Here is a 14,613-nt window from a genome sequence, read left to right as displayed (position 1 = left end):
AACTTTTGTTGTTTGTGGTAAAAGTGTCGAGGGAGCAGAACATGATCCCATTGAAAGTCGCTAATTTAGCGGCTTTTTTTATTTTATCGGTACAAGTTTGTGTCCTGAGCCAAAGGACAAGAACTTGTACCGATTGCCGGAATGAACAAGAACTTGGTCCGATTACCGATTAGGTCTATACCTAATTGATGATCAACCGGCATAACATCAAAGTCGAATCACGCCACAGGTCTGCCCTAGCTAGAATACTTCGGCGAGTACTAACTTCCAAGCCTTGTTACACGACAACTAACAGTACGATAATTCCGAGAAAAATCAGCCAGCATACTGGGTGACCGAAATTTAATCCCCAGCCGACTCCGAATCGTTTCTCGACGATTAGGTTTGGATCCTTGCGATTGAAATAAATTATACCTAATAGCCATTTATCATCATCACGGACAGGTCTGAAATTGGAGCGATCTGCCGATTGCTCCAAGCGGCTTCCGCCCTGACCAGCCCAGAACGATAAGGCTAAGGCGTATAGGATGATAAAGGCTATTATGATTAGGACAATGGGAATAGCGAAATTGATGTTAAGCAGAGATATCATATTTAGTTGCACGACGGACAACAGGATAACTATTAAGAAGCTTGCTGTAATCATAAAACCTGACCAAGTACGGCGGAAAGTTACGTCTTGTCTGATGGAACGGTTCGGATCAGGAGGAACCAATTACTAGACAAGCTAATGTTTCTTTTCCGAAAACCAGTGTCCACTGCCATGATCGATAGTTCCAGAGCAATAGGTAGCATAGGCAGTAAACTTTTCATTTTGAAATGATAGCTAATGTTTATGACTAGGGAGATTACGACCATGGCGAGTGAATAAGTGACAATGATCCAACTTTGTTGCTTGGAATGTTCATCACCGTATATTAGGCAGATGATACAAACAATGAATAGGATGGTTTGCAAGGTAGCACTAATCCTAGCATATGACTTCCGCATCTGGCGCAGAGGTTCGCTGTGAAATTGTAAAGCGCTGACGGTGACCCCAAAACTAATCGTCTCTCTTGTTAAATAAGGCATGCTTACCATGAGTACAATGGTAGGTACACATACAAGGATCATTACTATAACAGGCAATATCGTCATATCATTCGCCTCCTCTTATACATAAGTATGTATTCGAAAACTCTATAACCTTTAGAGCATATGCGATGCATCACTATGTCTTTTTGCGGATGTTTATCGTTTTAACTTAGGGTAAGTAATCGACTTGAATATAAGTTAATTATAATCGATTTTAGTGGATATATGGGTTAAATTAACATTTATTCAGATCTTTTGGCTACGCAGCGAACTCATCTGACAACGCAGTAAAGCTTAGTTATAATCAACTTTTATCACCATACAATAAAGTTCACTTGGTAAAATTGTGAAGTAAAAATCACATTAACTGGAGTGGATACTATGCTTTCTGAAGAGGATTATGCGAAGGTGGCAAAAGAAGCTATACATCAATACCCTATCATTTGGGAAAAACTTGTGTATCTCGGAAAGAGTGATAATGTTACATTTCAAGTTCAGACCAACGATGCTAATCAAAAGTTTCTTATCAAAATCCATATCTCAACGATCTCCATTCAATCAAAAGGGAATATCACATCAGAGCTTATTTGGCTTGAAGCTTTGGTTAAAGATACAAATCTCGTCGTACCTGCACCTGTCAGAAATCTTCAAGGTGATCTGGTAACAGAAATATCAACTCATCTTAGCGAAAATACAATCATGGTGACTATTCATCATTGGATTCATGGAAGCGTACTTCAAAGAGAGCCAACAAGTAATGAAACTGAAAATTTGGCTCTCTTAATGGCGGCTCTACATAAACATTCTATGCAGTGGAATGCACCTGACGGCTTTAATAGACCAATATACAATTCTGATCATTTATATTCATCACTTCATCAATTAAAACAGTTAGTAAATTTAGAGCTTATCTCAAGTGAAGTGTTTGTTCATGTGGAAGAGTCAGCACATAAAATAGCAAATGTGATACAACATCATAAACGTTTGCCAAGTAACTGGGGAGTTATTCATTCTGACCTTCATGAGAGTAACTATGTATTTTATGACGATACTCCTCAACCTATAGATTTTTCGAATTGTGGCTATGGCTTTTATTTATTTGATATGGCTGAAACATTTTTGCATCTTTCACCAGATAATAGGAAAGTATTTATTTCATCGTATAGCAAAGTAAATCAACTGGAAGAGAATTATGTCGAGTTATTAGAAGCATTTTTTATTTGGTCAATCATTAGGACTTTCGCATTCCATTCTCTAAATCCAAATGAACAACAAACCTTAGCGGCAAATTTTCCATCAGTTATTGAAAACTATTTTAGGAAATATCTTAAAGGAGAAAATTTTTTGTTAAACTAAGGGGCAGGTTAGTGTAATTTCCCGTTTTAGATAACGTTATAATATAAACAGAGTTTAAGACATGAATACAATAAATGGAGGGGTAGGATTGAACAAGTATGTGTTACATATAGTTGCAAGTGTAATTTGCATATTGTTACCTGCTGTTGGTCTCTTATATGTTTTGTGGGATAGCCACCAACCCAAAATAGGACCTGTAGGAGACGGAAAACCGAATTATCCTTCAATATCTCAATGGATATCCATTGGCTCTTCTTTTATTCTTGGAATAGTTAATTTACCTCTTTCCATAATTCGATATAGACAAAAGACTAAAGAAGATATTAAAAGTTAATGCTTATTACGCTGACGGGCAGGATAGATGAATTTTGTGAATATACGCCAGGTATGCGAACGATAAAAAACATAAACTTTTAAGATTAAAGACATGCTACAGTCTTCAGAATCGCAGAATTCGTCAAAGGAAGTATAAAAGAACTAGGCAGTAGAGTGCCTATCGTCAGGCAAGAGAAGGGTGATCACGATAAATCTGAATTAAAGCTGGAGGCGAATGAAATGCTGGAATTAGAGTTTACGACTATAGAGGAGTGGGATGAAGCATTGTGGGCGCGGATGGAGCGAATCTATCATGAGGCTTTTCAAAGCGGTGCTAAGACAAAAGCGATTCTGCGCAGTATGCTGGACCGGAAAATTGGTAATTTACACATGGGCGTGCATCATGGTGAAGTGGTTGCGATGGCTGTTACTGGACTGGAGGGGAAGGCTGCGGACCGCATTCTGATCATCGATTACCTCGCGGTTGAACAGAAGCTGCGCGGGTTGGGCATAGGGACCTGGATGCTGGAGCAGCTCAGAGCCTGGGCGTTAAGGGAACACCGGATCAAAGGTATGATTATCGAGGCGGAGTTCGGGACAACGGAGGCTCATCAGGAACGCATTCAGTTCTGGCAACGCAACGGGTTCATCCTAACCTCCTATGTCCATCAATATAGAATGGTGCCGGAGCCGTATCAGGCAATGATGCTGCCAATGGATACAAGTATGCATGTGCCTGATGATGGTGAAGCACTGTTTCGTTATATCAATGCTTTTCACAAGGTTGCTTACCGGAAGAGTTAGACCGCATTCAATGGACCTGCAGGAAATGACCGTAGAGATTAGGATGAAAAATGATCAATTCTTGACTGCATGGTCAATAACTGGTACATTAATCCCATGAGCAGACCAAGAGAATTTGATGTCGATCGTGTATTACACCAGTCTATGGAAGTATTCTGGAATCAAGGCTTCAAAGCAACTTCTTATGAGGACCTTACGCGTACTACAGGAGTCAAAAAGCAAAGTTTGTACTGTGTTTTTAAAGACAAGCGATCGTTGTTCCTGAAGGCGCTGGCACTTTACCGTGAACAGGTTATAGCGAAACTGAAAGAGATTGAAACCCTGGATTCGTCTCCCGTTGATAAACTGGATACCTTACGATATTCCCTTTTAGACGATGAAACTAGCTGCCAAGGGTGTCTAATTGTGAATGCATCACTTGAATTCGGAACAGATGACGAGCAGGTCACACGCGAAGTTGAGCTCATGGCAGAAGAGATTCAACTGGTATTAGAGAAGATCATAAGTAGTGGCCAGAAACAACAGTTAATTTCCAACCGGTATACGAGTATGGAGCTTGCATCTTATCTAAATAACACCATCCTTGGTGTGAGAGTTATGGAGAAATCAGGTTCATCCCGTGAACAGATCGAGACGGTTCTGCGTACTTCATTTGGCATGATCATGTCTTGATCTTTTTTTTGTGAAATTCTTGACTACGAAGTCAAAAATAATTGAAGTCGGATTAATACACCACGAAACCTTGAAGGAGGTGGGGCTTTTCGATAAAGATCGTGTATTGATTCAATTTGAAAGTAACGTCTAGTTGTTAACCAGGCTGGTTGCTGTTTAACATCTCCTAGGTCAATTTATATAAAACGAAATATGTGGAGGTTATTATGAATTATTCTCAATCCGTAGAAGTATTGTTCCAACCTATAGAGTTAGGTCACTTGAAGTTATCCAATCGGATCGTGATGGCGCCAATGACGCGTCAATTTTCTCCGGACGGTATCCCGGGTTCGAATGTTGCGGGCTATTACCGCCGCAGAGCAGAGAACGCAGTGGGGCTTATTGTGACAGAAGGGACAATAATTAATCATCCGGATGCATCCAATCAAGCCAATGTGCCGCACTTTTATGGCGAAGCTGCAATGAATGGTTGGGCACATGTTGTATCTGAAGTACATGAAGCTGGCGGTCGAATTATTCCACAGATCTGGCATATGGGAGCCAAAGGTCATGTTAATGATTATTCGGAAGCTGAGATTGCTACAATCGTTCAGGAATTCGCAAAAGCAGCCTCAGAAGCGAAACGCGTTGGGTTCGATGGTGTTGAAATCCATGGAGCACACGGCTATCTGATCGACCAATTCCTGTATGAGAAAACCAACTCTCGTACGGATCGTTATGGTGGAGATATGATGGCTCGCACACGTTTTGCAGTTGAAGTGATTGAGGCTTGCCGTAAAGTAGTGGGATCGGAATTCCCTATTGTACTGCGTTTATCTCAGTGGAAGACAGATGATTATCAGGCTAAATTGGCTGAAACACCGGAATTACTGGAGCAGCTTCTCGCACCGTTGGTTCAAGCTGGAGTCGATATCTTCCACTGTTCCACACGCCGTTTCTGGGAGCCGGAATTCGAAGGGTCTGATCTGAATTTTGCTGGTTGGACCAAAAAACTCACTGGTAAACCGACAATCACTGTTGGATCGATTGGTCTTGATGGTGACTTTACAAGTCTGTTTACAGAAGGTAAAGGCGCAAGTAACGTCGGTATCGAGGGATTGGTACAACGACTTCAGAATGATGAGTTTGATCTGGTTGCTGTAGGCCGTGCTCTTCTAGTCGACCCTGAATGGGCTAAGAAAATTCAAGAAGGACGTACTGATGATCTGGTTCCATTCACAAGAGAGGCGATGACTGTACTTACTTAATTGTAGTTATAATCATTAGGAATATGTATTAATCAAACACACCTTCAAGAGAATGAAACCTTGTCGTAAGATAGGGGAAATCATCTTGGAGGTGTGTTTGTAATGGCAACCAGAGTGAGTTATCCGGTAGAATTAAAGATGAAAGCCATAGAAATGAGACTGGCAGAGGTTTCAGTTTCGGAATTGAGAATTGCTGGAAGAACATTTCCGATTGTTAACTGCTCCAGATCACCCACTCGCCAAACGAACTGTGCTGCAATTGGAAGATTCTCATGATGAAGTGTTCCTGACAAATGAGAAGGGTTGTCCATATCGAACGATGTTTGATCGATCATTTGAGAAAGAGGGTATTGATAGCATTACATAATTAGAGTTTCAAAGTGCTGAAGCCATTAAACAATGTGCAATCTCAGGAATCGGTATTGCTTTTCTTCCTGAGATCGTCGCGAAATCTGAAGCTGAACGTGGAGAACTTGTTGTCCTCCCATGGCAAATTCCGGACTTGCAGGTAGATACACAGATGTTGTGGCATAAAGACAAGTCGCTTTCACCAATCATGTTATCTTTCATAGAAGCAACCAGGGAAGTTATTGGTTCACTGAATGAGACTAAAACTGTATAGTTTATGTATGAGGCATCAAACTGTTGAGCACAGTAAACGTTGTTGAAAGTGGGGAGACATTATATATGATTCCATTTGTATATGACCAGATTAACCATTGGGGAAAAGATGATGAATTTTTCCTTGCATTGTTAAAGAGATTACAAGTAGAATCTATAGCTGATCTGGGCTGTGGAACAGGAAGATGGACTACTCATCTTGTTCAGTGCGGTTATAAAATTACCGCTATAGATCCCAATGAAGAAGCGATTGAAATGGCGAGAAGTAAAGATAATTCTGGAAATGTGAATTGGATTATAGGTGATAGTGCGGATTTACAAACCAATACCTATGATGCGGTAATTATGACAGCCAATGTTGCACAGGTATTTCTTACAGATGATAGTTGGAAGCGGGTAATCTCGGACGTATTCCGATCCCTAAAAAATGGGGGTCACTTTATTTTTGATACAAGAAACCCTTTGGTAAAAGTATGGGAAGAATGGGAGAAGGACAAAACTCCTGACTTAGCTAAAGATAGACTAAACGGAGATCCTTTAGAAATCTATACAGAATATGAAGGGTTTGAGGGAGATATTTACACTTTCTACGAAATGGTAAAAAATACAAAAACAGATGAAGTGTTAGTTCATGAAAAAATGCAGCTGAGGTTTCGAAATCAAGAAGAATTCGATGAGTCGCTGAAACAAATAGGTTTCTCAAAAATTGAAACATATGGTGATTGGGAGTTTAAAGAAGCACATTCTGAGAATAGATCGTTTATTTTTCATTGTGTAAAATAGCAGTTAGTTAAAAAATGTCGAGGGAAGAACATGGTCCCAATGAAAGTCGCTATTTTAGCGGCTTTTTTATTTTTACAAACATTGTTTCGTTCAAAATCCATTCAATGAAATTTGTTCATATATGATGAACTGGAGTATGATGGGGGAAGGCAATGCTGATAATTACCATATAATCAATGCCAAGTATAGAGTAATTTTATGTAGGTCTAAAGCTTTTGGACCCGGCTATACAACACCATACTTCCTTGAAGGGGGACATCTGTTTTGGATGAGCAATTTTTAGATTTATTGGCCCAGAAATATGATACGGAAGAAAAAATCATAACAGAGATCATCAACCTTGAAGCGATCTCCAATCTCCCGAAGGGAACCGAGCATTTTGTCAGTGATTTGCATGGGGAGTTCCAGGCTTTTCAGCATGTACTAAGAAACGGTTCGGGTACCGTCAAAGAGAAAATCAAAGAATTATTCCGGGAGGTTTGGACGGATCAAGAAATCAATGATTTTGCGGCATTGGTTTATTACCCGGAAGAAAAAATACAGCTGGTTATAGGGGAACTGAGCAATAAACAGGCTTTGAACCAGTGGTATAGACTAACGATTGAACACATGCTTAAGCTTATTTCTTATGCCTCTTCAAAATATACACGTTCAAAATTGCGTAAAGCTCTGCCGGAGCAATATGTATATATTGTAGAAGAGCTTTTATACAAGACGGATTCCACCAACAATAAGGATCCTTATTACGAGGAAATATATCGGCAAATTATATCCTTGGGCCAGGCGGACAATCTCATTATCGGCCTTGCTTATACGACTCAACGCCTGGTGGTTGACCATCTTCATGTAGTTGGAGATATCTATGACCGGGGGCCGTACCCCGATAAAATTATGGATACACTGATCAACTACCATTCTGTAGACATTCAGTGGGGTAACCATGATGTCCTCTGGATTGGAGCCTACGCGGGTTCTCTGGCCTGCCTTGCGAATATTATTCGGATCTGCGCCAGATACGACAATCTGGATATCATCGAAGATGTATACGGAATCAATCTGCGCCCACTGCTAAACCTGGCTGAGAAATACTATGAGGACAATCCATCTTTCAGACCTAAGCTACAGGCTGGTCATAACCTAACGGAGCAGGAAATTCTGCAGATCACGAAAATTCACCAAGCCATTGCCATGATTCAGTTTAAACTTGAAATCCCGATTATCAAGAGACGCCCATACTTTAATATGTCTGAAAGACTTTTGCTGGAGCAGATTGATTACGACAAAAATGAAATCAACATCTGCGGTAAAACATACCTGCTGGAAAACACCTGTTTTGCAACCATAAATCCGCAGAAGCCTGAACAATTGCTGGAGGAAGAACGCCAGGTGATGGAAAAGCTGCTGTTTTCCGTTCAGCATTCCGAAAAGATGGCCAGACATATGAATTTTCTTATGAAAAAGGGTAGCCTTTATTTAAAATACAACGGGAATTTGTTAATCCACGGTTGTATTCCTTTGGATGAAGAAGGAAATATGGAAGAAATGCAGATTGAAGACAAGACATATGCCGGCCGTCAATTGCTTGATGTTTTTGAGGATTATTTACGTTACGCCTTTGCACATCCGGAAGAGACAGAAGATCTGGCGACGGATATGGTATGGTACATCTGGACAGGGGAATGTTCCTCGCTCTTTGGAAAGAGAGAAATGACCACTTTTGAACGGTACTTTATCCAAGATAAAGAAGCACATAAGGAGAGAAAGAACCCTTACTACCATTTACGTGAAAATGAAGAGATCACTCGAAAAATTTTGCAGGAGTTTGATTTGAATCCAGATCATGGACATGTCATTAACGGTCATACGCCAGTCAAAGAAAGTCGTGGAGAGAGCCCTGTTAAAGCAAACGGAAAAATGATCGTGATTGACGGCGGTTTTTCCAAAGCCTATCAGTCCACAACGGGCATTGCCGGATATACCTTGCTGTACAATTCTTTTGGTATGCAGCTCGTCGCCCATCAGAAATTTAATTCAAAAGAAGATGTGTTATGTAACGGAACAGACGTGTTATCTCTAAAAAGATTGGTGGACAAAGAACTGGAGCGGAAGCTGGTGAGGGAAACCAATGTCGGGGAGAAGCTGCTGCGGAAAATCTCAAACTTGAAGGATCTATTAGAATATCGCTACATGAAATGAAACGATTGCTAAAAATACACACCTGGATCAACCGTTTGAGTGCATTTGAAGTAAACGCTCGTATTGGGCAGGGAAGTAAGAATCCCCTGCCTGTGCGAGCCTTTCTTTTGTTAAAGTGCGATTTAACAACAAACTTTATGACTTACAGTTGAACTAAACGAGGATTTTCAATTGGCGGAGAGGAGGAAGATATGGGCTACAATTCACGGAAGGAAGCAGTGTTTGAGACGAAACGGTTCCGTAACTGTAGCATAGCGGCCGGTCGTCGTCATACCGTTGCTCTTAAATCTGACGGAACAGTAATAGCTGTGGGTGATAATAAATATGGTCAATGTAAGGTAAGCGATTGGGGCGATATCGTCGCAGTTGCAGCGGGTAATGTTCATATGGCTACGAATACCGGTAATGCCCATACCGTTGGTCTTAAATCTGATGGGACTGTAACAGCTATAGGTTGGAATAAGCATGACCAATGTAATGTAAGCGAATGGCGCGATATTGTAACCGTTTCGGCAGGTTGGTGCCATACGGTTGGGGTTAAATCAGATGGCACCGTGGTTGCGGTGGGGCGAAATAATGAAGGGGAATGCAACGTGAGCAGCTGGCATGATATTGTATCGGTCACGACGGGTGACTGGCATACAGTCGGTCTAAAAATAGACGGAACGGTAACAGCCGTTGGTAACAATAAGTATAACCAATGTAGCGTAAACGACTGGGGCGACATATTAGCTGTTTCGGCGGGGTATCTGCATACTGTTGGGCTTAGATGGGATGGCACGGTAGTCGCTGTGGGTAGAAATAATGAAGGTGAATGCGACGTAAGCGGTTGGCGCGATATTGTAGCAGTTGCAGCGGGCAGTTATCATACCGTTGGTCTTAAGTCTGACGGGACGATGGTTGCTGTGGGTTCGAATAAACATCACCAATGTGATGTAAGTGGCTTGCACGAAATTAGAGCTATCTCGGCGGGGTGTGTCCATACGATTGGACTGAAATCGGATGGTACGATGGTTGCTGTGGGTGATAATGACTATGGACAATGTGATGTAAGTGGATGGAGTAGCATCCAACAATAAAATACTAAGAAAGCAGCAGCTGATGTCGACTGCTTTTATTATTTGTCTCGGGACAAGAACATAATCCAATTGAAGTCGCTAATTTAGCGGCTTTTTGTGCATTGGCTTTTGAATAGCATCCTTAATTACATATTCAAGTATTTTCGCATTTAAGTCAGGAGAATGAAAACTGTGGTTACAGGTGGGAGTTCAAATGATGGAGAAGCTGGTGTGTCTTAGTATGATTTGAATCCATCACTTCGTCGTATGCCTAATATAAATATTTACCTCTTGCATAAAGAACGTATGTTCGGTTTATAATATACAAACATACGTTCTTAAATGTACAGGAGTGATTTCAGTGTTGACTAAGCAACGAACCATTATGCTCATTGATATGCAGAGCTTTTATGCTTCAGTTGAAAAGGCAAAAATGCCTCAATACAAAAATAGACCATTAGCTGTCGCTGGAGACCCCGCAAGACGTTCTGGAATTATTCTTGCTGCTTGTCCACTAGCCAAAGCGAAGGGTGTATCTACCGCCGAACCACTTTGGCAGTCTCTTCAGAAGTGCCCTGAACTGATCATTGTGAGACCACACATGCAAGAATACATCGAAGTATCCACTCAAATCATGTCCATTATTGAGGAGTTCACCGATCTGGTCGAACCGTACAGTATAGACGAATTATTCGCTGATTTTACAGGGTCCATGCATCTATTCGGTAATGATCCAGTCGATTTGGCCAAGCAAATTCAAGACAAAATCTATAATGAAACAGGCGTTTACGCGAGAGCTGGCATTGGTGAAAACAAAATCATCAGTAAATTGTGCTGCGATATGATCGCTAAAAAAGCAGAGGGGGGCATTTTCCATCTAAAGAAAGAGGAGTTACACCTCCATATTGGAGATAAGCCCATCCGTGATATGTGGGGGATTGGCTCAAGAATGGAAAAACATCTGTGGAAGATGGGCATCCGAACCATTAGAGACCTGGCGAATACGCCTCTTTCCAAATTAAGAAGTAAGTGGGGTGTTAATGGAGAAGTCATCTGGCGAGTTGCAAATGGACTCGACAATTCACCGGTAACCGTCAACACACACAGTACACAAAAGGATATCGGAAACGGAATGACCCTGCCTAGAGATTTCATAGAGGCTTGGGAGATCGAAGTAGTTATCCTCGATATCTGTACAGAAGTGTGCAGAAGAGCCCGTAAAAAGGGACTGATGGGTAGTGTCATATCCGTAAGTGTGTCTGGAGCGGATTTTGACCACCCCACTGGTTTTCACAGACAGGTTAAACTGTCTGATCCTACAAACATAACCGTTGATGTATGCAAGATAGCCAAACGCATATTTCATCAACACTGGGATGGGCAACCTGTGCGCCGTGTAGGCGTATCCCTGTCTCAATTATCCAACGCGGATACATATCAACTATCTTTTTTTGATGATCAAGAGCAGAAACGGGCCATTGATCAGGTGATGGACGACATTAAGGATCGATTTGGCGACATTGCCATTCTACGAGCGAGCTCCATTACGGCTGCGGGTCAAGCGATCGATCGAGCATCTAAAATTGGGGGGCATTATAAATGAGCAAAAAACTGGAGGCCAATGGATTATGGGAATCGAGCCGCATGATGCTTCCACAACATAAAGAACGAATTATACAGCATCGTACTCAAATTCATTATCAAGCGAAACCACTGATCCATGAAGATGAGTGGGAGATTATTACTCAGAATATAGATATGTCGCTCAATTATACATTGCAAGCCACCTTTGAAATATTTACTGAGTCAGGCAATCGGTATATACATGGGATCGTCACTTCAGTCAGTACCTTTGGAAAGAAAATCAAAATTGAAATGGAGAATGGATTTGAATGGGTCGATTTTGATCAATTGGTCGCTGTAAAACTTGAAGAAGGAGGCGTGTAAAGTGCGACAGACTTTCGAGGAACTTTCACTCGTGAAGAGGGTGGTAGAGCTCCCTTATCTTTTAAGTGCTCTGGAGGAAGATAAGCATAAAATATACGCTTCAAACTTTAAGATGAAATCTGTGTATGTTGACTACTTGGACGGTACCCAAAAGAAAATTGCTTTAGAAATGTACAAATCGAAACAAAGGCTAAAGGAACATCATATTAAAATCATAGATGAAGTGAGATCCGAACTGAGTTTAACGGTAGATTATTCGGTGAGAGGTTACATTCATAAAATGACATTATTATGGAGCAAAGTGAAAGTGGATGTAACCTTAATGCTAACCGAACATATGAACGTTGATATTACTGAATTGCCCACATGAACATGGAGTTCAAGCAGAATAAGGTATATAACCACATCCGGTGGATATAATGCATTTAAAACCATTGTTTTCTTCTCCCAAATGGGTAAACCGACCTTTGAAGTTGAAGGGTCGGTATTTTTTGTCTCTATGTCATAGAAAATATATGTTGAGTTTCTGAAAAGTCTGTAGATGAAAATAAAGAATAAAATAAATAAAAATCTGTCGGCGAAGAGCAAGAACATATTCCCTTTGAAGTCGCTATATTAGCGGCTTTTTTGTTTATCTATACAAGTTTCGTGTCCCGAGCCAAGGAGAAAAACTTGTACCGATTGCCGAAATTGACAAAACATAGTCCGATAAATGTTTTACAAATTCGGTGATTCACCAAATCACTCTTCTTACATTCAACTTGTATCCTACTTGTGTACCAGATAATCCGGTATGGAAGCAACCAAATTTCAGGAGGGTATACATTGTGAAAAATAGTAAACGTAACGGTTATCAAAGCTTGATCCTCTCGCTTGTATTTATGCTTGTCATCCTGTCTGGATGCGGGGCATCAGCAAGTTCCAGTGAAGGCGGAATGCCAGAAGTAATCCGAATCGGTATTATGCCAAGCGAAGAGGGCGAGATGAACCGTTCTCAGGAACAGCTTGCAACAGACATTACTGAAGCAACCGGCATTCCTGCGGAAATTTTTGTAGCAGAAGATTATAACATGGTTATCGAAGCCCTGCGTGCAGGCAAAATTGAAGTTGGACTGATCGGGCCTTTTGGTTACATCATCGCTACGGAAAGAGCCAATGCCCAACTGCTTGTCCGTTCCGAAAGTGATCAACAATCGAATACGGTAATCCTTGTCCGTAACGACTCCCCATATCAAAGTGTAGAAGACCTTAAAGGAAAAGACTTTTTGTTTGCCGATCCGGCATCAACATCAGGCAATCTGTACCCACGTGCCACATTAATGAAAGAACTTGGTCTTTCCAATAAGGAACTGGATTCCTTTTTCGGCAGTGTAGCGTTCTCCGGTGGACATGACAAATCACTGCTTGCACTGGCAAACGGTAATGCAGATGGGATTGGGACGTCAAGTCTCATGGTGCCGATGATGGCAGAATCAGGACTTATTAAAGAGGAAGATTTCCGCGTGATTGCCGAATCCGATCCGATCGTCGGTGGAGCTCCACTGCTTTATCGTCAAGATTTGCCAGAGGAATTGGTTACACAGCTACGTGATCTTATGCTAGATTACGATACGAAAAACCCTAAATTCCTGGAAAGTGTCGGCGCAGCCCGTTTTGTAGAAGGCAGTGACAGTGACTTTGATCCAATCCGGGAAGTCGCCAAAGCACTGGATATGTCCCCTGAGGAACTGCTGAAGAAGTAGGATTCAAACTTGCGAGGAGGAGGAATTAAAATGACACTTTTACAGGTGGAAGGGTTGTCCAAGGTATATCCTGACGGAACAAAAGCACTTGATAACTTGAACCTAACAATTAATGCTGGAGAATTCGTTGTTGTCATTGGACCGAGCGGAGCCGGGAAAAGCACATTGCTGCGCAGCCTGAACCGAATGATCGAGCCGACAAACGGAAAGATTCAGTTTAAAGGCAATGAAACTATGGGCATCAAGGGTAAAAAGCTCCGTGAACTTCGCCGCCATATGGGCATGATCTTTCAGGGGTATAACCTGGTCACCCGCGTGTCCGTTCTTAATAACGTGCTGCATGGACGATTAGGCTACATGAATCCGCTGAAAGGGGCACTGGGTCTTTACTCAAAAGCAGATACAGAAGCCGCCAAGCTTATGCTTCATCGTGTTGGTTTACATGAGCAGATGTATAAGAGGGCAGATGAACTCAGTGGAGGTCAGCAGCAGAGAGTGGGTATTGCACGTGCACTTTCTCAAAAGCCGGACCTGATATTAGCAGATGAACCCATAGCCAGTCTCGACCCTGCTTCCTCTGAGACGATTATGCATTATTTATATACGATCTGCAAAGAGGAAGGCATTGCCTGCCTGTGCAATCTGCATCAGGTAGATATCGCGAAGAAATACGCAACCCGAATCATCGGTATCCATAAAGGGTCCAAGGTGTTTGATGGGACACCGGATGAACTGACGGAAGATATGATCCGTCTCATTTACAACCAGACCAATCCCAAAGTGAAGGAGACAGCCTGA

Annotated in this window: 13 protein-coding genes and 1 pseudogene; 13 read left to right on the top strand and 1 reads right to left on the bottom strand. The window is 41.6% G+C overall.

Annotated features, from left to right (window positions below; translation table 11 throughout):
- Positions 1–277 precede the first annotated feature (277 nt).
- Positions 278–592, bottom strand: a complete 315-nt coding sequence (locus MKX68_RS28740; RefSeq protein WP_445671130.1) for a DUF5808 domain-containing protein — start codon at positions 590–592, stop codon at positions 278–280.
- 863 nt (positions 593–1,455) lie between these two features.
- On the opposite strand from MKX68_RS28740, the gene MKX68_RS25105 reads away from it, so the two are divergent.
- From MKX68_RS25105 to phnC, 13 genes and pseudogenes are all read left to right on the top strand, one after another.
- Complete coding sequence (locus MKX68_RS25105) at positions 1,456–2,430, top strand: phosphotransferase enzyme family protein (protein ID WP_340914458.1); 975 nt, start codon at positions 1,456–1,458, stop codon at positions 2,428–2,430.
- Positions 2,431–2,985: 555 nt separating this feature from the next.
- Positions 2,986–3,549 (top strand): GNAT family N-acetyltransferase, encoded by a 564-nt coding sequence (locus MKX68_RS25100; RefSeq protein WP_340914457.1) that lies wholly within the window; start codon positions 2,986–2,988, stop codon positions 3,547–3,549.
- A 96-nt stretch (positions 3,550–3,645) separates the two neighbouring features.
- Positions 3,646–4,221 (top strand): TetR/AcrR family transcriptional regulator, encoded by a 576-nt coding sequence (locus tag MKX68_RS25095; RefSeq protein ID WP_340914456.1) that lies wholly within the window; start codon positions 3,646–3,648, stop codon positions 4,219–4,221.
- A gap of 206 nt (positions 4,222–4,427) precedes the next feature.
- Positions 4,428–5,468: an NADH:flavin oxidoreductase gene (locus MKX68_RS25090; RefSeq protein WP_340914455.1), complete on the top strand. Its 1,041-nt coding sequence runs from the start codon at positions 4,428–4,430 to the stop codon at positions 5,466–5,468.
- Between the two features lie 190 nt (positions 5,469–5,658).
- A pseudogene (locus MKX68_RS25085) lies at positions 5,659–6,090 on the top strand (substrate-binding domain-containing protein); the annotation flags it as partial.
- 65 nt (positions 6,091–6,155) lie between these two features.
- Positions 6,156–6,872, top strand: a complete 717-nt coding sequence (locus MKX68_RS25080; protein ID WP_340914454.1) for a class I SAM-dependent methyltransferase — start codon at positions 6,156–6,158, stop codon at positions 6,870–6,872.
- Between the two features lie 264 nt (positions 6,873–7,136).
- On the top strand, positions 7,137–9,068 hold the full coding sequence (locus tag MKX68_RS25075; RefSeq protein ID WP_340914453.1) for a fructose-1,6-bisphosphatase: 1,932 nt from the start codon (positions 7,137–7,139) through the stop codon (positions 9,066–9,068).
- Positions 9,069–9,259: 191 nt separating this feature from the next.
- Complete coding sequence (locus tag MKX68_RS25070; protein WP_340914452.1) at positions 9,260–10,147, top strand: RCC1 domain-containing protein; 888 nt, start codon at positions 9,260–9,262, stop codon at positions 10,145–10,147.
- Between the two features lie 364 nt (positions 10,148–10,511).
- A complete protein-coding gene (locus tag MKX68_RS25065; RefSeq protein ID WP_445669445.1) occupies positions 10,512–11,729 on the top strand; it encodes a DNA polymerase IV in 1,218 nt (405 codons plus the stop codon).
- Entirely contained in the window at positions 11,726–12,073 is a 348-nt protein-coding gene (locus MKX68_RS25060) for a YolD-like family protein (protein ID WP_091029881.1), read from the top strand. Before MKX68_RS25065 ends, MKX68_RS25060 begins: the two co-directional genes overlap by 4 nt.
- A gap of 1 nt (position 12,074) precedes the next feature.
- Positions 12,075–12,443, top strand: a complete 369-nt coding sequence (locus MKX68_RS25055; protein ID WP_340914450.1) for a hypothetical protein — start codon at positions 12,075–12,077, stop codon at positions 12,441–12,443.
- 457 nt (positions 12,444–12,900) lie between these two features.
- Positions 12,901–13,815: a phosphate/phosphite/phosphonate ABC transporter substrate-binding protein gene (locus MKX68_RS25050; protein ID WP_340914449.1), complete on the top strand. Its 915-nt coding sequence runs from the start codon at positions 12,901–12,903 to the stop codon at positions 13,813–13,815.
- A gap of 30 nt (positions 13,816–13,845) precedes the next feature.
- Entirely contained in the window at positions 13,846–14,613 is a 768-nt protein-coding gene (phnC, locus tag MKX68_RS25045; protein WP_339783571.1) for a phosphonate ABC transporter ATP-binding protein, read from the top strand.

The organism is Paenibacillus sp. FSL M8-0212 (assembly GCF_038004645.1).
Taxonomy (GTDB): domain Bacteria; phylum Bacillota; class Bacilli; order Paenibacillales; family Paenibacillaceae; genus Paenibacillus.
The sequence above is the reverse complement of the archived record's forward strand: the minus strand, read 5'-3'. Positions and strand labels throughout refer to the sequence as shown.

Coding starts and splice junctions, on each gene's coding strand:
- MKX68_RS28740 (WP_445671130.1), bottom strand. CDS start 592: ATGATATCTCTGCTTAACATCAATTTCGCTATTCCCATTGTCCTAATC.
- MKX68_RS25105 (WP_340914458.1), top strand. CDS start 1,456: ATGCTTTCTGAAGAGGATTATGCGAAGGTGGCAAAAGAAGCTATACAT.
- MKX68_RS25100 (WP_340914457.1), top strand. CDS start 2,986: ATGCTGGAATTAGAGTTTACGACTATAGAGGAGTGGGATGAAGCATTG.
- MKX68_RS25095 (WP_340914456.1), top strand. CDS start 3,646: ATGAGCAGACCAAGAGAATTTGATGTCGATCGTGTATTACACCAGTCT.
- MKX68_RS25090 (WP_340914455.1), top strand. CDS start 4,428: ATGAATTATTCTCAATCCGTAGAAGTATTGTTCCAACCTATAGAGTTA.
- MKX68_RS25080 (WP_340914454.1), top strand. CDS start 6,156: ATGATTCCATTTGTATATGACCAGATTAACCATTGGGGAAAAGATGAT.
- MKX68_RS25070 (WP_340914452.1), top strand. CDS start 9,260: ATGGGCTACAATTCACGGAAGGAAGCAGTGTTTGAGACGAAACGGTTC.
- MKX68_RS25065 (WP_445669445.1), top strand. CDS start 10,512: ATGCTCATTGATATGCAGAGCTTTTATGCTTCAGTTGAAAAGGCAAAA.
- MKX68_RS25060 (WP_091029881.1), top strand. CDS start 11,726: ATGAGCAAAAAACTGGAGGCCAATGGATTATGGGAATCGAGCCGCATG.
- phnC (WP_339783571.1), top strand. CDS start 13,846: ATGACACTTTTACAGGTGGAAGGGTTGTCCAAGGTATATCCTGACGGA.